Raw genomic sequence first — 16760 nt, forward strand, 5'->3', positions numbered from 1 at the left:
TCCTGACGGTGAATGCGGGTGGGGGCGCGCTGGGGGCAGCTGCCGGGGGAGACCCCGCCCGGCTCGTCACGCATACCCGCCCAGCGCATGGGGGGAGCCGCAGAACCGGCCAATGCCGCTGGATGGCAGCGTGCGGGGGACGGCGGCGCCGCACGGCGGGGCGGGCCGGCCGGCGCGGTCCGGGCGGTGCGGTGCGGCGGGGACGGCGGCGGGGGCGGCCCGGCGGGTGTCGCGCACCCGCCGCGGCCGTCGCCCGTCATCGCCCTGGGGCCGGCGCCGGAGCGCCGGGGCGCCTCAGAGCTTGCCGAGCACCTGGGCGAGCAGGCTGCCCATCCGGGTCGCGGAGTCGCGGCCGGCCTGCAGCACTTCTTCGTGGTTGAGCGGTTCGCCCGTCATACCGGCGGCGAGGTTCGTCACCAGCGACAGCCCGAGCACCTCGGCGCCGGCCTCCCGCGCCGCGATGGCTTCCAGGACCGTGGACATGCCGACCAGGTCGGCGCCCAGCGTCCGGATCATCTTGATCTCGGCCGGGGTCTCGTAGTGCGGGCCGGGGAACTGGGCGTAGACGCCCTCCTCCAGGCTCGGGTCGACCTCCTTGCACAGCGCGCGCAGCCGCGGCGAGTACAGGTCCGTCAGGTCGACGAAGTTCGCGCCGGCGATCGGGGAGGTGGCGGTCAGGTTGAGGTGGTCGCTGATGAGGACAGGCTGGCCGGGGCGCATGCCTTCGCGCAGACCGCCGCACCCGTTGGTGAGCACGATGGTCTTGCAGCCGGCCGCGGCGGCGGTACGGACGCCGTGCGCGACCGCGGCGACGCCACGGCCCTCGTAGTAGTGCGTACGGCCCAGGAAGACCAGCGCCCGCTTGTCGCCGATCCGGTACGAGCGGATCGTGCCGCCGTGTCCGGCGACGGCCGGCGGCGGGAAGCCGGGCAGCTCGGTGACGGGGAATTCGTGCTCGGGCGCGCCCAGGGCCTCGGCGGCCGGCGCCCAGCCGGAGCCCATCACCAGGGCGACGTCATGGGTCTCGGCGCCGGTCAGCTGGCGCAGACGGGCGGCGGCGTCGGCGGCGGCGCCCTGCGGGTCGCGCGCGATGTCCGGGGTAACAGATGCGTTCACGCGGACGAGGGTAGCCGGTAATCCCCTACGCGCGTAGATGTCTCTGCTCACGGTACCGGGATCGTTGTCTTGTGGCTTTTGCCAAAGGTGTCGTCCCGGGCGCGTCGCGGCACCCGTACGGCGGTGTGCCCGGGGTACGCCCGGCGCGCGCCCTGTGGTGCGCCCTGTGGTGCGCCCGGCGGTGCGCCCGCTCCGGCCGCCCGTCAGCAGGGCCGCTTGCGCAGCTCCATCACATAGTCGTGCGGTGCGCCCGCCGACTCCGCGGCGTCCGCGATCTCGCCCAGATAGCGGGCGGACGGCAGACCGCCCTCGTAGCCGTTGAGGGCGTAGATCCACGCCGTCTCGTCGCCGTCGAGGGTGTGCACCCGCACCCGCATCCGGCGGTAGATGTCCATGCCCACGCCCTCCCAGCGGTCCATGGACTCCTCGTCCATGGGCGCGATGTCGTAGAGCGCGACGAAGAGCTGGGAGGCGGGGGATTCGACGACCGTCGCCAGCGCGCCCTCCCAGCCCATCTGCTCGCCGCCGAAGGTCAGCCGCCAGCCGTCCAGCCAGCCGGTGCCGCGCAGCGGCGAGTGCGGTGCGCGGCGGGACATCAGCCGCGCGTCGAGGTTGCCGGCGTACGCGGCGTAGAGCGACATGGTTCCGAGGGTACGGGAGGTTGACCGTCGGGCTCGTGGTACCGGAGGTTCGCACGTGAAGGGCACAGCCTGCCCCCGGGGGAGAGCGGCGTACGGGTGTGCGGGACAATGGAGTACGTGACTCGGATCGTGATCATCGGTGGCGGACCCGGCGGATACGAAGCGGCCCTGGTGGCCGCCTCTCTCGGCGCGGAGGTGACCGTCGTCGACTGCGACGGTCTGGGCGGGGCGTCGGTGCTGACCGACTGCGTGCCGTCGAAGACTCTTATCGCCACGGCCGAGGTGATGACCACCTTCGATTCGTCGTACGAAGAGCTCGGCATCATCGTCGAGGACGACACCCCGTACCAGGACCGGCCCGCCCGGGTCGTCGGCGTCGACCTCGGCAAGGTCAACCGACGGGTCAAGCGCCTCGCGCTCGCCCAGTCGCACGACATCACCGCGTCCGTGACCCGGGCCGGCGGCCGGGTCATGCGCGGTCGCGGCCGGCTGGAGCCGGGCCAGGCGCCGGACGGCTCCCGCAAGGTGACGGTCACCGCCGCCGACGGCACGACCGAGGGTCTGATCGCGGACGCGGTGCTGATCGCCACCGGCGCGCACCCCCGCGAGATCCCCGACGCGCTCCCCGACGGCGAGCGGATCCTGAACTGGACGCAGGTCTACGACCTCGACGAGCTGCCCGAAGAGCTGATCGTGGTCGGCTCCGGTGTCACCGGTGCCGAGTTCGCCGGCGCCTACCAGGCGCTCGGCTCCCGCGTCACCCTCGTCTCCTCCCGTGACCGTGTGCTGCCGGGCGAGGACCCGGACGCGGCCGCCGTCCTGGAGGACGTCTTCCGCCGCCGCGGCATGAACGTCATGTCGCGCTCCCGGGCCCAGTCCGCCAAACGGGTCGGCGACCGCGTCGAGGTCACCCTGGCCGACGGCCGCACGATCTCCGGTACGCACTGCCTGATGGCGGTCGGCTCCATCCCCAACACCGAGGGCATCGGCCTGGAAGCGGCCGGCGTCAAGCTCAAGGAGTCCGGCCACGTCTGGACCGACAAGGTCTCCCGCACCACCGCCCCTGGTGTGTACGCGGCCGGTGACTGCACCGGCATCTTCGCGCTGGCGTCGGTCGCCGCGATGCAGGGCCGGATCGCGATGTACCACTTCCTCGGCGACGCGGTCACGCCGCTGAACCTCAAGACCGTCTCCGCGAACGTCTTCACCGACCCGGAGATCGCCACCGTCGGCTACTCCCAGGCCGACGTCGACAGCGGCAGGATCGACGCCCGGGTCGTGAAGCTCCCGCTGCTGCGCAACCCGCGCGCCAAGATGCAGGGCATCCGCGACGGTTTCGTGAAGCTGTTCTGCCGCCCCGGGACCGGCATCGTCGTCGGCGGCGTGGTCGTCTCCCCGCGCGCCAGTGAGCTGATCCACCCCATCTCGATCGCGGTCGACAACAATCTGACCGTCGAGCAGATCGCCAACACGTTCACGGTCTACCCCTCGCTGTCCGGTTCGATCGCCGAGGTCGCCCGCCAGCTGCACATCCGCAAGACGGCCGGCGAGTAGACCGGCAACGAGTAGACGGGCAGCGAGCAGACGGGCGGGGAGCAGACCGGCAACGGGACGACTGCCGGACGACGGCGGTCGGGCGATTGAAACCTTTGTGCCACTGCTGAGCACTGCGGATGAAACGTCCCTGCGTCGGCCGGGGACCGGTCCGGCCCGCCGGACCGTCGCCGCGGGGGCCCGGCACGGCGGCTGACCAGGCGCCAAGCGGGCCCCGCCGCGCGGCCGTTCGACATCCGCACGACATATGCACACCGCATACCACGTCACGCTCCGCGGTGCGCAGAACTTCCGTTAATTGGTGCAACCTGCTGAAAACAGACGGTCGTTGGCGTTACTGTCAGTTTCGTGTTCGCTGCAGAACGTCGCCAATTGATCCTTGAAATGGTGCGCGCCAATGGAGCCGTATCGCTCCGGGAGCTCGCCCGCGTCGTCCAGACCTCCGAAGTAACCGTACGGCGGGACGTGCGGGCGCTGGAGGCAGAAGGGCTGCTCGACCGCCGCCACGGCGGTGCGGTCCTGCCGGGAGGCTTTACTCGCGAATCCGGATTCCCACAGAAATCCCATCTAGCGACCGCGGAGAAGACGGCCATTGCCGATCTCGCGGCCGGCTTCGTCGAAGAGGGCGAGGCCATCGTCGTCGGCGCCGGAACGACCACCCAGGAGCTGGCCCGCCGGCTCGCCCGGGTCCCCGGTCTGACCGTCGTCACCAATTCCCTGCTGGTCGCCCAGGCGTTGGCCCATGCCAACCGCGTCGAGGTCGTGATGACCGGCGGCACCCTGCGCGGCTCCAACTATGCGCTGGTCGGCAGCGGTGCCGAGCAGTCCCTCCAGGGCCTGCGGGTGTCCCGCGCCTTCCTGTCGGGCAGTGGCCTGACCGCCGAGCGCGGCCTGTCCACCTCCAACATGCTCTCCGCCAGCGTCGACCGGGCGCTGGTGCAGGCGGCGGGGGAGGTGGTGGTGCTCGCCGACCACACCAAGCTCGGGTCCGACACGATGTTCCAGACCGTGCCGACGGATGTGATCACGCGACTCGTCACGGACGAGCCGCCGGGCCACGACGACCGCGCCGCCACGGAGCTGCAGGCGCTGGCCGACCAGGGCGTGCAGATCGCCGTCGCCGGCGGCCCGGCCGCGGGCCGCGGTCCGGGGCAGCCCGGGATGGAGGGGGGTGCCGGGGACCGGAGAGGCCCCCGGCGGGACGTCCCGCTGCCCGGCCAGCGGCGCAGCCATGCGCCGGGCGGCGGGGGCGGCGGACCACAGCTCCGCTCGGCCACACCCCTGTCCGAGGCCTCGGGCGGCCGGGTCGCCGACCTGGCTCCGAGACGGCGCTGACCCCAGGAGCCGGAGGCGCGCCTCCCGGGCGCGCCGCCCCGGCTCGGGGCCGTCTTCACACCCCTACGGCTTCCGCTCGCCGCCCTTCAGCCCGCTCAGGGTGAGGGTCAGCAGCCGGTCGGCGAGCTGTGGGTCGTCCGGGGATTCCTCCACGGCCAGTGCGATGCCGTTGGTCAGCTGCATCAGATCGCTGATGCTCACATCGGGGCGCACCGCCCCGGCCCGCTGGGCACGGGTCAGCAGCGCGTCACCGGCCTCCCGCATCGGCACGCTGCACCGCGCCATCCCCGAACTGTCGTCCGCCGATGCCGTCATCAGCGCACGCGACAGCCCGCGGTAGATACTGGCGTGAGTGATGATCGCGCGCAGCCATTCGACCAGCGCGGCACACGGCTGCGGCGCGTCCGCGAGCTCTCTGGCGTGCGCCAGCAGGGCGTCCACCTCGCCCTGGAAGACCGCGCCCATCAGCGCGGTCCGGTTGGGGAAGTGGCGGTAGAGGGTGCCGATGCCGACGCCGGCCCGGCGCGCGATGTCCTCCAGCGAGGTGTCCGTGCCGTGCTCGGTGAAGGCCGTACGGGCCTCGGTCAGCAGCCGCTCGTAGTTGCGGCGCGCATCGGCCCGCATGGGGCGCACGTCCGGCGTCCGCGCCGCTCCGTCCACCACCGGACCCCGCGCCGACTGCCGCTGCCCTGCCGTCTCGGTCCCCATCGCCGTCCTCCCTCGACCGGGCCGGTCGCGGCCCGGTGGGTCCAGGATGCCATTGCGCGCCAGGGGGGCAGCCCATGGAGCCGGTCTGCTGCTCCGTGCGGCCACGCGATCCGGGCCCGTGGGGCACCGGAAGGCCGGTGCGCCCACCGCCGTCTCCTTTGCACCCGGCCGCTGAGCGCCGTGGCGGCGAAGGCCCGGCGCCTTCGCGGACCGCCGTCTTCACCCCTTCCCGGCGGGCCGGGATTCCCACAGCCCGAGGACCGCACGGGCCAGCGCTGTACGCCCCGCAACGAGGACCGGGGAATCGAACGCGAACTCCCGGCCGTCCGCACCCAGAACCGCCCCGCCCCGTTCCCGGACGAGTGCGGTGCCGGCAGCGACGTCCCACGGCTTGGGGCGCACGCAGACACAGGCGTCCAGCCAGCCCTCCGCCACGCCCACAAGATCCAGGCTCATGGCGCCCTGCATCCTGATCCGGTACGCGGTGCTCTGCAGCATGCCGATGCGCCGGGGATCGGCGGAACCCGTACCGGTGAGGCCGATGACCGCTTCGCCCACGGTGCGGGCCATCGGCGAGGAGGGCGTCAGCCGGCCCTCCCGCCCCGTGCGCCACCGGCCGAGGGCCGGCGCATCGATGACTCCAGGCGTCATTTGACGCTCACTTGGCCACTCGGGCCCCGTGTCACCGCTATGTCAGTCCTCCAGTCTCCTGACGCGGTCGCGCAGGGCCGACAGGACGAGACGGCCGTAGCGGCTGGTGAAAGCGATGGCCGTGACGAGGGTGGCTGCACCCAGGGCGGCCAGCAGGTGTCCGGGGTCGTGGTCGTCGAGTACCTGGAGCACGCTCAGGGCCGTGCCCAGGGGGAGGCCGAGGATGGTCAGGACACCGAGGGCGCCGGCGATCTGCTGGCTGTCCTGTGTCTGGACCAGGCGGGCGTAGTCGGCCGCCTCGGAGAGGATTTCCGCGAAGCGGGTCGGCAGGCGGTACTGCGCCTGGTAGGCCAGAAGCAGTTCGTTTGCCGGGCCGTGGGCGGTCAGATGTTGCCGCCAGTACGTGCTGCGGAAGCCGGCGATGTGCCGTTCCAGGGCCGCGACTCGGGAACCGAGCTTCGGGCCGTCGAAGACCCCGGAAAGCGAATCGGTGAGTTCGTCGATGTGGTCGCGCTGAACCGTGCCGAGCAGCAGCGCGTCGAGGTAGATCGTGCGGTGGTGCAAGGCCGCGAAGTCGTAGAAGTCGCCGTCGCCCCGGTCGGGGCGGTGCCCGAGGAACGCCGCGCCGTGGCGGAGCACGAGAGCGCTCCAGTCGGCGGATATCCGCACGGTGTGCTCCATCTGGGACGGCAGGTTTTCCGGCGCTGCGGGGTAGTCGGTGCCGGTGGACCGGGATGCCAGCTGCCACAGCCAGCCGTCGGCCGTCCGGGGGAGCCGTCCGCCATGCCGTAGGGCGGCCGTGTGCTCCGCTCCTGGGGTGAGGAACGCGATGGTGTACGGACGCGCGATGGCAAAGGGCGACTCGGCGGTCCTGGGTTCCGCCGCGCCGGTGAGAAGGGCGGCCGGGTCCAGGGGGCCGTCGAGTGGATCGGCGTCCGCCGTGTGGCGGTGTCCGATGGCCCGCAGGGTCTCCAGAAGCGCAGGGCCTTCCACGGTGAGGTGCAGGACCGCCAGCGCGTGCCGGCGCTGCCGGTCGGTCACGGTGCGCATCACTTCCATGCCGTGCAGATGCAGCGCGCCGTGGGAGATGTCCGCGAAGCGGTGCCAGCGGCAGGGGCGCCCCGGTGTTCCGTACAGGACGCGAGCGGCTGCCGGCGTGAAGTACGTCTGCCGGGTGAGAGTGTCGGTGCGGCGGCTGCCGAGCTCGAACGGTATCGGTCCCTCGGCCCACGAGGGCAGGGCAGGGAGCTGGACCGGGAGGATGACGGTGATCGCCTGGCGGACGCCCGTCTGGGAGCTGAGTTCCATGGTCACGGGCTTGGTGTCTCCTCCTGCCTGCGCCCTTCGGCGCCGGCGATCTGCTGGGGCCCTGGGAACGCTTCGCCGTCCCCACGCGAGGACGCCCCACGGCGCCGCCCCGTTCCCGCCGTCCCCTCGCCCGGTTCAGTGACAGTGCGGCCTACTGCCGACTCAGCAGCCGTGGCTCCCCGCTCGCCGCGTCAGGCCGGTGACCCTACGACGTGCATGCTCATCCATGCCCCTGGGTGCGCCGGACATTCGGCCCCACGGCCGAGCCGGCGCGGTGGACATCTCGGGGCGGTCCTCCTGGCCGGTGACCCGCCGCACAGGCGCGTCCGGCCCGCTGGGTGGACGCGGAGAAAAGGCCTGATGAAGCCCCGGCGACCCCCGGCGGTCGCGCGGCCGAACACCCTGCCGGGGTCGCAACGTCCCGCCGTGAGTGGTCATCAAACCAGGCGCAACGAGGTCTTCCGGGGTTTTCCGGAGGCTCTGGAATACGCCGTGACGGGCCGCCGGGGAAGCGGAGCGCGGCGCGGAACACCTGGGGAAGAGTCATGGGACTGACCAGCCGATCGCTGTTCTATGCCGTGGCCGCGGTCGCCGTGGTCTGTGTGGGGCTCACGCTCTGGCTGTGGCCGCGGTTCGCCGGCCGCGGGCCGCGGGCGCTGCTGGGGCGGCTGGGGGTGATCGCCGCGACGCAACTGGCCGTCGTGGCGGCGCTCGGGCTCGCCGTGAACGCCAACTTCCAGTTCTACGGCTCCTGGCACGAACTGCTCGGGCTGTACGACGATGCGCCCGCCGCCGTCGGCAAATGGGGCGACGCGGGGACGGCCGGGCCCGCCGGCGATCCGTCGAAGGGCCTGGTGCAGGCCTCGGGGGCGGACGGGCTGGACAAGGTGCACGGTCTGCCGAAGGGGGAACCGTCCCTGGTGGGCAAGGTCGAGTCCGTGCGGATCGTCGGAAAGCGGACCCGGGCCGTGGACCCGGCGTACGTCTACCTGCCGCCGCAGTACTTCCAGCCCCAGTACGCCCGCCAGCGGTTCCCCGTCGTCGTCGCGCTCAGCGGCTATCCGGGGGGCACCTTCCTGCTGGGCCAGCACCTGCGGCTGCCGCAGACCGCCGGCCGGCTGATCCGGGAAGGCCGGATGCAGCCGACCGTCATCGTGATGCTGCGGCCCACCATCGCGCCGCCGCGCGACACCCAGTGCGTCGATGTGCCGGGCGGCCCGCAGGCCGAGACCTTCTTCGCCCGCGATGTGCCGGACGCGCTCAAGTCCCGCTACCGCGTCGGCCACGACCCCGGCGGCTGGGGCGTCATGGGCTACTCCTCGGGCGGCAGCTGCGCCCTCCAGCTCGCCATGCGGCACGACCGTACCTACACCTCGGCGGCCGCCCTCTCGCCCGACTACAAGGTCAGCAACGACCCCACGACCGGCAACCTCTTCGGCGAGGGCCAAGGCCGGGTCCGCAACCGCCAGGAGCACGACCTGATGTGGCGGCTGCGGCATCTGCCCGCTCCCCGGGTGGACGTCCTGGTGGGCACGAGCCGCACCGGCGAGAAGAACTACCCGGCGGCCCGGGCCTTCCTCGCCGCGGTCCGGCCCCCGATGAAGGCGGACTCGATCGTCCTCGCCCACGGCAGCCACAACTTCGCCACCTGGCGGCGTGAACTGCCCGCCGCGCTGGAGTGGATGAGCCGGTCGCTGAGCTTCCCGGAGGACGTGGTGGGCAACTCGTAGCCGGGCAAAACGGACGCGAGGGGCCCCCGGCCGGTGCCGGGGACCCCTCGCGCGGTGACGGGATGCCGTCGCGTCAGTCCTTGATCTCGCAGATCACGGCGCCGGACGTGAGGGCGGCGCCGACCTCGGCGGTCAGGCCCTTGATGGTGCCGGCGCGGTGCGCGTTGAGCGGCTGCTCCATCTTCATGGCCTCCAGGACGACGACCAGCTCGCCCTCGGCGACCTGCTGGCCCTCCTCGACGGCCACCTTGACGATGGTGCCCTGCATCGGGGAGGCGAGCGCGTCGCCGGAGGCGGCGGAGCCGGACTTCTTGGCGGCCTTGCGCTTGGGCTTGGCACCGCCGGCGACCGCGGCCCGGGCCAGCGGCATGCCCAGCGAGGACGGCAGCGAGACCTCCAGGCGCTTGCCGCCGACCTCGACGACGACCGTCTCGCGGGAGTCGGTCTCGGCCTCGTCCGCGCCCGGTGCGGCGAACGGGGGAATCTCGTTGGCGAACTCGGTCTCGATCCAGCGGGTGTGGACCGTGAACGGCTCCTTGGATCCGGTGAGTTCGGGTGCGAACGCCGGGTCCGTGACGACTGTGCGGTGGAAGGGGATGGCGGTGGCCATGCCCTCGACGGTGAACTCCGCCAGCGCACGGGAGGCGCGCTGCAGGGCCTGCTCACGGCTGGCGCCGGTGACGATCAGCTTGGCGAGGAGGGAGTCCCAGGCCGGACCGATGACGGAACCGGACTCCACGCCCGCGTCCAGGCGCACGCCCGGACCGGCCGGGGCGGCGAAGGTGGTGACCGTGCCGGGGGCCGGGAGGAAGTTGCGGCCCGGGTCCTCGCCGTTGATACGGAACTCGAACGAATGGCCGCGGACGGCCGGGTCGTCGTAGCCGAGCTCCTCGCCGTCGGCGATCCGGAACATCTCGCGGACCAGGTCGAGGCCGGTGACCTCTTCGGTGACCGGGTGCTCGACCTGGAGGCGGGTGTTGACCTCCAGGAAGGAGATGGTGCCGTCCTGGCCGACGAGGAATTCACAGGTGCCTGCGCCCTCGTAGCCGGCCTCCTTGAGGATGGCCTTGGAGGCGCGGTACAGCTCGGCGTTCTGCTCCTTGGTCAGGAACGGGGCCGGGGCCTCCTCCACCAGCTTCTGGTGGCGGCGCTGCAGCGAGCAGTCACGGGTCGAGACCACGACGACGTTGCCGTGCTTGTCGGCCAGGCACTGGGTCTCGACGTGCCGCGGGCGATCGAGGTACCGCTCGACGAAGCACTCGCCGCGGCCGAACGCGGCGACCGCCTCGCGCACCGCGGAGTCGTACAGCTCGGGGACCTCTTCGAGGGTGCGGGCGACCTTCAGACCACGGCCGCCGCCACCGAAGGCCGCCTTGATCGCGATCGGCAGGCCGTGCTCCTTGGCGAAGGCCACGACCTCATCCGAACCGGAGACCGGGTCGGGGGTGCCGGCGACCAGCGGGGCACCGGCCCGCTGGGCGATATGCCGGGCTGCGACCTTGTCACCGAGGTCGCGGATGGCCTGCGGGGGCGGCCCGATCCACGTCAGCCCCGCGTCCAGGACGGCCTGCGCGAACTCGGCGTTCTCCGACAGGAAGCCGTATCCCGGGTGGATGGCGTCCGCACCCGAATCGGCGGCGGCAGCCAGGACCTTGGCGATGTCCAGGTAACTGGTGGCAGGAGTGTCACCGCCCAAGGCGTACGCCTCGTCTGCCGCGCGTACGTGCAGTGCGTCCCGGTCGGGGTCGGCGTAGACGGCCACGCTTCCGATCCCCGCGTCCCGGCATGCACGGGCAACGCGAACAGCGATTTCGCCACGGTTGGCGATGAGCACCTTGCGCACGATGGGTCCTTCCTTGGCGCTTCGCCGTAACAAATGGATGCGGCGATTTTAGGGACTGGCGACACCGCGTGCCGACCCGTTCCCTGGGGTGAGCTTGCCCACACGGAGTGTGCTCGGGGCGCCAGTGAGGAACCTAAGTCCCCTGGTATCCCAGGGTAGGCCCGGATTCCTGGGCTTCGCGTCGCGCCCCGGTGTGGCTTAGGTCTCGCGCTTCGGGCATCCAGCGGATCGTCAATTCTTTGTGGAGTCCCTACGAATGGGCGAAGGAAACTTTGCGGGCGGCTCGGTCCGTCGGCGTGCCGTCACCCATCCGGTCGCCGTCGTCCGCGCCCGCCCGCGCACAACCCTTGCCCAGCTTTTACCTTCCGCACAGCTCTTCCCCAGGAGGGGGGACCCCCCTGTAGCGTGCGCGATGTCCTGTACCCCGCGGTAACAGGGGCGTCAGCGGCAGCAGTGGCATCAGTGGCATGAGGCGTCCGCGGGCGCGTCGGCTCGGCACATGGCGGAAGTGGGTGGACGTGGTGGTGGCACGACGGCCGGTGGCCTTGGCCGCGGCGGTGGTACTGGTCCTGGAAGCGTTCGGGATCGTGCTGCTCAACTGGATTCTGAGCATCGTCGTGGACAGGCAGCAGATGTCCCTGGCCGGGCTGCAGCCCCGCGCGATGTCCGCCGGCTCGTGGATCGGGGGCATCGTCTTCGGCCTCTACCTGCTGTTCTGCGCCGCCGTTCTGCTCCGCACCGCGATCCGCGACCGCGCCCCCGGCGGCTTCACCCGTATCGCCCTCATCAGCTGCGCGGTGGTGCACGGCGTGCTGGGCGCCTTCGCCGTCGGCCTGGTCGGCTGGGCGGCCTTCCTCGCGATGACGATGGTGCTGGCGCTGCTGGTCCTGACCCTGGTGGCGTACGGGGAGGGGCGTCCGGGTGAGGGGCGCGGGGCTCCGGAGAACGGCACGAACTCCCCGAATGCCCCGAACACTCCGAACTCCCCGAATGGAGCATCGCCCGCGGCTCCCTCGTCCGCCTGACCGCCCCGGGCGCCACCTGCCGAGCAGGCCCGAACTCCGGCCGCAGCGGGCCGGATCGAGGCCGTCCGGAGCCCCGCGACACGCCCGGGTAGGCTCACGCGCGGTGTCGTCGGTCGGGGGATGGTGCGCATGTATGCGCCAGTTGCGGGTGGAGCGGGCCGGGCGAGAGCCGGGTACGGGAGCCTGATCGGTCCGTACGTGGTGCTCCGCCCTCTGGATGACGAGCGGTCCGGGGTGCCCGTACCGGTGCAGCGGTTCATCGGGCGGAGCGCGGACGGGGACCGTACGGTGCTGATCGGCGTCCCGCTGCCGGAGACCGACCCCGGGCGGTTCCTCGCCGAGGCGGAGGCCTCGCGCTATCTGCTCGGGCCGTGGGCAGCGCCGGCCGCCGAACTCGCCGCGCCCGGTGACGCGCCCTGGCACGCCCGCCCCTACCTCCCCGCGATTCCGCTGCCCACCGCGCTCGCCCTGTACGGCGGGCCGCTGCCCGAGCGGACCGTACGGGCGCTCGGCGCTGCCCTGGTGGAGACCCTGATCGTCTGGTCTTCGCCGCCACCGGCCGCGGCCCGTTCGGCAACGGGCAGCCGGCGGGCCTCCTCTACCGGGTGCGCTACAGCGAGCCGGACCTCACCGGCCTGCCCGCCGCCCTGGTCCCGGTCCTGTCCCGCTGCCTGGCCAAGGACGCCGCGGAGCGTCCGACGACCGCCGAGCTGTCATCTCAACTGCACGACGGCCAGGGGGAGTTCGCCGACCGGCTGCCGGACGCGGTGCTCGCCGAGATCGGGCGGCGGGCGAGCGAGGTGTGGCAGGTGGTCCCGCAGCGGCTGCCCGCGCCGCCCGGCCCGCCGGCGACCGTGCCGCCCGCCGACACCCCCGTCCGCCGCCTGTCCCGCCGGGGGCTGCTGATGGCCGTCGGCCGGCCCCCGCGTCATCGACTTCGGTATCGCCCGCCCCGAGCACGGCCTCACCCTCACCTCCACCGGCCAGGTCCCGGTCACCCCCGGCTACGGAGCCCCCGAACAGGTCCTGGGCCGGCGGGTGGCCTCCTCTGCCGATGTCTTCTCCCCGGGCGCGGTCCTGGTGTACGCGGCCAGCGGGCATCGCGCCTACGACGCCTCCCACATCGCCGCCCTCCACTACAAGGTCGTCCACGACGAACCCGACCTGGACGGCGTCCCGGAATCCCTGCGGCACCTCATCGCCCCCTGTCTCGCCAAGGACCCGGCCGCCCGGCCCGCCCCCGCCGAGATCGCCGCCGCCTTCGCACCGCCGCGCGGCGCCGAACGGGCCTGGCGGCGCGGCCGGGTGGCCGAGGCGATCAAGGAGCGGGAGCGTGGCATCCATGAGCTGACCGCGCCGACCCTGCCCGACGGCGGATCCGGTCGTCCGGTGACCCGGCGCAGGCTGCTGACGGGTCTGGCGGCGGGCGGAGCGGTGCTGGCCGCGGGCGGCGGCGCCGCGGCGCTCTGGTCGCCCGGTGAGCCGCGGCAACCGGCCGCGAAGCGTGATCTCTTCGCCTTTCCGCCCGCCGCCAAGACCCCGGCGGCGCATGTGCTCGACGCGGACAACGGTGACTACCTCAGCGGCGGTGAGGTGATCTGGTACAAGGTGTTCGCCGCGGATCTGTCGACCGGTGTCCCCGTCCTGACGTACAAGCTCCCCGCGGCCGAGCGTTCCTGGCTGGTGGCGGACGGCAACCGGGTGTTCATCCTCCACGGCACGTCGCTCTACGCGCTGCCGGTGCCCTGAGTGCCAGGGTGCGCCGGGGCCCGGTTGCGCCGGGTACGGGGGCGGGGCCGCGGTCCGGCCGGGGCCGGTGCCCGGACGGACCGCATGGAGGGCGGGCCGCTCAGCCCTTCACCGGCGCATGCTCCCGCAGCACCTCCATGAACGCCCGCATCCACTCCGGCTGGTCGTTCCACGCCCGCGCCGAGACGACCTTGCCGTCGACGACCGCCGGGCCGTCGACGAAGATCCCGCCGCCCATCGCCACATCCGGCGCGCAGGCGGGGTAGGCGGCGGTCCGGCGGCCCTTGAGGACGCCGAGGGGGGCCAGGGTGGTGGCCGCGTGACAGATGTGGGCGACGGGCTTGTCCTCGTCGAAGAAGTGGGTGACCACCCGGCGGTAGTCGGAGTCGTTGCGCAGGTACTCCGGCGCCCGGCCGCCCGGGAGCACCAGCGCGGCGTACTCCCGCGGGTCGACCTCGGACAGGGCGAGGTCTGACGGCCAGGAGTGGCCCTCGCGCTCGACGTAGGTGTCGAAGCCCTCGACGAAGTCGTGCACCACGAACCGCAGCTTCTTCCGCGACGGGGCCGCGACCTTCGTCTCGTACCCCTCCTCCAGCATCCGCTGGTAGGGGTAGAAGAACTCCAGGTCCTCGGTGGCGTCACCGGCGATGATCAGGATCTTGGGCATGGTGCGGACTCCTCACAGGACAGGGGCCGTTTCGGATCCATCGGTTCCCCGCCCGGCGCCATCGAATGCGTCGCCTGCCCACATGCCCGTCCCGCCCGCCCACACTCCCGGCCCGTCGGCCCGTCGGCCCGTCGGCCCGGACGCGCCCGCTCCGCCCGCCGGCTGTGCGACCTACCCGCGCGCCGGCCCGCCCCGGAGCCGAGGAGCGCCGCTCAGGTCCACAGATCCGTGATCGCCACGTCCAGGCCGGCCAGCAGGCGGCGCAGCAGCGGCAGGGAGAGGCCGATGACATTGCCGGGGTCGCCGTCGATGCCGTCGATGAACGGGGCGGAGCGGCCGTCGAGGGTGAAGGCGCCCGCGACGAACAGCGGCTCGCCGCTCTCGACGTAGGCGGCGATCTCGGCGTCGGTGGGCTCGCCGAAGCGGACCGTGGTCGAGGCGGTGGCGGAGACCTGACGGCCGTCCGCCGCCGTGTCGATGACGCAGTGCCCGGTCTGCAGGATGCCGGAGCGGCCGCGCATGGACTTCCAGCGGGCGGTGGCGTCCTCGGCATCGGCGGGCTTGCCGAGCGCCCGCCCGTCCAGCTCCAGGACCGAGTCGCAGCCGACGACCAGCGCGCCGGCGGCCTCCGGGCGGGCCGCGACGGCGGTGGCCTTGGCCTCGGCCAGGACGCGGGCCAGCTCACCGGGCGTGGCGGCGGTGAGCGCATCCTCGTCGACGCCGCTGACGATGACCTCGGGCGCCAGCCCGGCCTGGTGCAGCAGGGCCAGCCGGGCGGGGGACTGGGAGGCGAGGACGAGACGGCGGGGGCGGGGCTCTTCGGTCATGTCCGCCATCGTACGGAGCCGCGGGCGCCGCCGGGGCGCCCGGACTACTTGTTCAGCACCGCCTCCATCACGGACTTCGCGATCGGCCCGCCCAGCTTGCCGCCGGCGATCTCCGACCGGGGAATGTCCATGTCCTTGGGGTCGACGAAGACGGCGACCGCGACCGGGGAGGAGCCGTCGCTCTGCTTGGCGTAGGAGACGAACCAGGCGTAGGGGCGCTCGTCGTTGACGTTCGCGCCGTGCTGGGCGGTGCCGGTCTTGCCGCCGACCGTCACGCCGTCGATCTTGGCCTTCGAGGCGGTGCCCTCGTTGACCGTGTACTCCATCATCTGCTGCACCTTCTTCGCGGTGTCGGCGGAGACGGCCTGGGACTTCAGCTTCGGCTTGATCTTCTCGATCGTCGACAGGTCGGGGCCGCGCAGCTCGTCGACGAGGTGCGGCATCATCACCTTGCCGTCATTGGCGAGCCCGGCGGCCACCATCGCCATCTGCATCGGGGTGCTGGTGAGGCTGCCCTGGCCCATACCGGTCAGCGCGGTCTGCGGCTTGTCGAGCTTGTCCGGGTAGAGGCTCTTGCTGGCCAGCAGGTCCCCGAGCTCCTTGTCGTAGACGTCGGAGTTGAAGCCGAACTTCTCCGCGGTCTCGCGCATCTTGTCCTTGCCGACCTTCAGCGCGGTGTCGAGGAAGACGTTGTTGCACGACCACTGCATGCCCGTCTTCAGCGAGGCCTTGTCGCAGGGCGCGCCCAGGACATCGTTGCCGATCTTCGTCGTGCTCTGCGGGAGCTGGTACGGCGCGGGCGCGTTCGACGGGGCGTCGATGTCCGACACCACGCCGTTCTCCAGGGCCGCCGCCGCGGTGAGGATCTTGAAGGTGGAGCCGGGCGCGTAGGTCTCGCGCAGCGCCCGGTTGCTCAGCGGCTTGGTCTTGTCGGTGTCCATCGCCTTGAACTTCCGGCTCTCGGCGTTGGAGATGCCGGCGAACACCGACGGGTCGTAGGAGGGAGTGGAGGCGAGCGCGAGGACCCGGCCGTCGCGCGGGTCGAGGGCGACCACCGCCCCCTTGGCGTTGAGGTCGGTCAGCCCCTTGTACGCGGCCTTCTGTGCCTTGGGGTCGATGGTGGTGACGACATCGCCGCCGCGCGGCTTCTTGCCGGTCAGGATGTCCTGGGCGCGGTTGAAGGCGAGCCGGTCGTCCTTGCCGCTGAGCACCTTGTTGTAGATGCCCTCCAGGAAGGTCGTGCCCTGCGCCTGCGAGGCGAACCCGGTGACCGGCGCGTACATCGGGCCGTCCTTGTACGTCCGCTTGTACTTGAAGTCACCGGAGGTCGCCACCGAGCCGGTGACCGGCTTGCCGCCGACGATGATGTTGCCGCGCGGGTAGGAGAACGCCTCGATCTTGACGCGCCGGTTGTGGGGATCGTTGGCGAGTTCGTCGCCCTGGACGAACTGGACCCATGTCGCGCGGCCCAGCAGGGCCAGCACCAGCACCCCGCAGAAGACGGCTATATGCCTCAGCGGCCTGTTCATCGCTCTCCCACTCCCGGCCGGACGCCGCCGCCCCGCGGCCGGCCGCCCGAATTGAACTGTCGAGAGAGAAAGAGGCC

At 72.3% G+C, this 16760-nt stretch carries 15 protein-coding genes; 5 read left to right on the plus strand and 10 right to left on the minus strand.

The features are described from left to right. Positions 1-294: 294 nt before the first annotated feature. Positions 295-1116, minus strand: coding sequence for a purine-nucleoside phosphorylase (locus tag ACGFR7_RS04970; RefSeq protein WP_393313056.1), 822 nt, complete (start codon positions 1114-1116; stop codon positions 295-297). 203 nt (positions 1117-1319) lie between these two features. After that, positions 1320-1757 carry a gamma-glutamylcyclotransferase gene (locus ACGFR7_RS04975; protein ID WP_393313059.1) on the minus strand — a complete coding sequence of 146 codons (438 nt, stop codon included), beginning with the start codon at positions 1755-1757 and terminating at the stop codon, positions 1320-1322. 108 nt (positions 1758-1865) lie between these two features. On the opposite strand from ACGFR7_RS04975, the gene ACGFR7_RS04980 reads away from it, so the two are divergent. Together ACGFR7_RS04980 and ACGFR7_RS04985 are read left to right on the plus strand one after the other, a co-directional pair. Further along, complete coding sequence (locus tag ACGFR7_RS04980) at positions 1866-3311, plus strand: NAD(P)H-quinone dehydrogenase (protein ID WP_393313062.1); 1446 nt, start codon at positions 1866-1868, stop codon at positions 3309-3311. Between the two features lie 348 nt (positions 3312-3659). Beyond that, a complete protein-coding gene (locus tag ACGFR7_RS04985) occupies positions 3660-4646 on the plus strand; it encodes a DeoR/GlpR family DNA-binding transcription regulator (RefSeq protein WP_350253420.1) in 987 nt (328 codons plus the stop codon). A gap of 63 nt (positions 4647-4709) precedes the next feature. Here ACGFR7_RS04985 and ACGFR7_RS04990 read toward each other — a convergent pair whose 3' ends face one another. From ACGFR7_RS04990 to ACGFR7_RS05000, 3 genes are all read right to left on the minus strand, one after another. Beyond that, entirely contained in the window at positions 4710-5270 is a 561-nt protein-coding gene (locus ACGFR7_RS04990) for a TetR/AcrR family transcriptional regulator (protein ID WP_393314176.1), read from the minus strand. Positions 5271-5573: 303 nt separating this feature from the next. Further along, a complete protein-coding gene (locus ACGFR7_RS04995) occupies positions 5574-6005 on the minus strand; it encodes an inositol monophosphatase family protein (protein WP_393313065.1) in 432 nt (143 codons plus the stop codon). Positions 6006-6047: 42 nt separating this feature from the next. After that, the gene (locus ACGFR7_RS05000; RefSeq protein ID WP_393314179.1) at positions 6048-7313 is read right to left on the minus strand and encodes a hypothetical protein; all 1266 of its coding nucleotides are present in this window, start codon (positions 7311-7313) and stop codon (positions 6048-6050) included. 545 nt (positions 7314-7858) lie between these two features. Between ACGFR7_RS05000 and ACGFR7_RS05005 the strand changes: the two genes are divergently transcribed. After that, positions 7859-9043 carry an alpha/beta hydrolase gene (locus ACGFR7_RS05005; RefSeq protein WP_393313068.1) on the plus strand — a complete coding sequence of 395 codons (1185 nt, stop codon included), beginning with the start codon at positions 7859-7861 and terminating at the stop codon, positions 9041-9043. Positions 9044-9116: 73 nt separating this feature from the next. Here the strand turns inward: ACGFR7_RS05005 and ACGFR7_RS05010 are convergent, their stop codons facing one another. Next, positions 9117-10886: an acetyl/propionyl/methylcrotonyl-CoA carboxylase subunit alpha gene (locus ACGFR7_RS05010; RefSeq protein WP_393313071.1), complete on the minus strand. Its 1770-nt coding sequence runs from the start codon at positions 10884-10886 to the stop codon at positions 9117-9119. A 467-nt stretch (positions 10887-11353) separates the two neighbouring features. On the opposite strand from ACGFR7_RS05010, the gene ACGFR7_RS05015 reads away from it, so the two are divergent. Continuing rightward, a complete protein-coding gene (locus ACGFR7_RS05015) occupies positions 11354-11911 on the plus strand; it encodes a hypothetical protein (protein ID WP_393313074.1) in 558 nt (185 codons plus the stop codon). A 713-nt stretch (positions 11912-12624) separates the two neighbouring features. Here the strand turns inward: ACGFR7_RS05015 and ACGFR7_RS05020 are convergent. Then, the gene (locus ACGFR7_RS05020; RefSeq protein WP_393313077.1) at positions 12625-12843 is read right to left on the minus strand and encodes a hypothetical protein; all 219 of its coding nucleotides are present in this window, start codon (positions 12841-12843) and stop codon (positions 12625-12627) included. A gap of 10 nt (positions 12844-12853) precedes the next feature. Here ACGFR7_RS05020 and ACGFR7_RS05025 point away from each other — a divergent pair, with 10 nt between their 5' ends. Further along, entirely contained in the window at positions 12854-13660 is an 807-nt protein-coding gene (locus tag ACGFR7_RS05025; RefSeq protein WP_393314182.1) for a hypothetical protein, read from the plus strand. Positions 13661-13760: 100 nt separating this feature from the next. On the opposite strand, the gene ACGFR7_RS05030 is transcribed toward ACGFR7_RS05025, so the two are convergent. The 3 genes from ACGFR7_RS05030 to ACGFR7_RS05040 all read right to left on the minus strand — a co-directional run bounded on the left by ACGFR7_RS05030 (position 13761) and on the right by ACGFR7_RS05040 (position 16683). Beyond that, positions 13761-14327 (minus strand): DJ-1/PfpI family protein, encoded by a 567-nt coding sequence (locus ACGFR7_RS05030; protein ID WP_393313080.1) that lies wholly within the window; start codon positions 14325-14327, stop codon positions 13761-13763. Between the two features lie 212 nt (positions 14328-14539). Continuing rightward, positions 14540-15154 carry a nucleoside triphosphate pyrophosphatase gene (locus ACGFR7_RS05035; protein ID WP_393313082.1) on the minus strand — a complete coding sequence of 205 codons (615 nt, stop codon included), beginning with the start codon at positions 15152-15154 and terminating at the stop codon, positions 14540-14542. Positions 15155-15198: 44 nt separating this feature from the next. After that, on the minus strand, positions 15199-16683 hold the full coding sequence (locus tag ACGFR7_RS05040) for a peptidoglycan D,D-transpeptidase FtsI family protein (RefSeq protein ID WP_393313085.1): 1485 nt from the start codon (positions 16681-16683) through the stop codon (positions 15199-15201). Between the last annotated feature and the right edge of the window lie 77 nt (positions 16684-16760).

Source organism: Streptomyces sp. NPDC048516 (genome assembly GCF_043199875.1).
GTDB lineage: Bacteria > Actinomycetota > Actinomycetes > Streptomycetales > Streptomycetaceae > Streptomyces.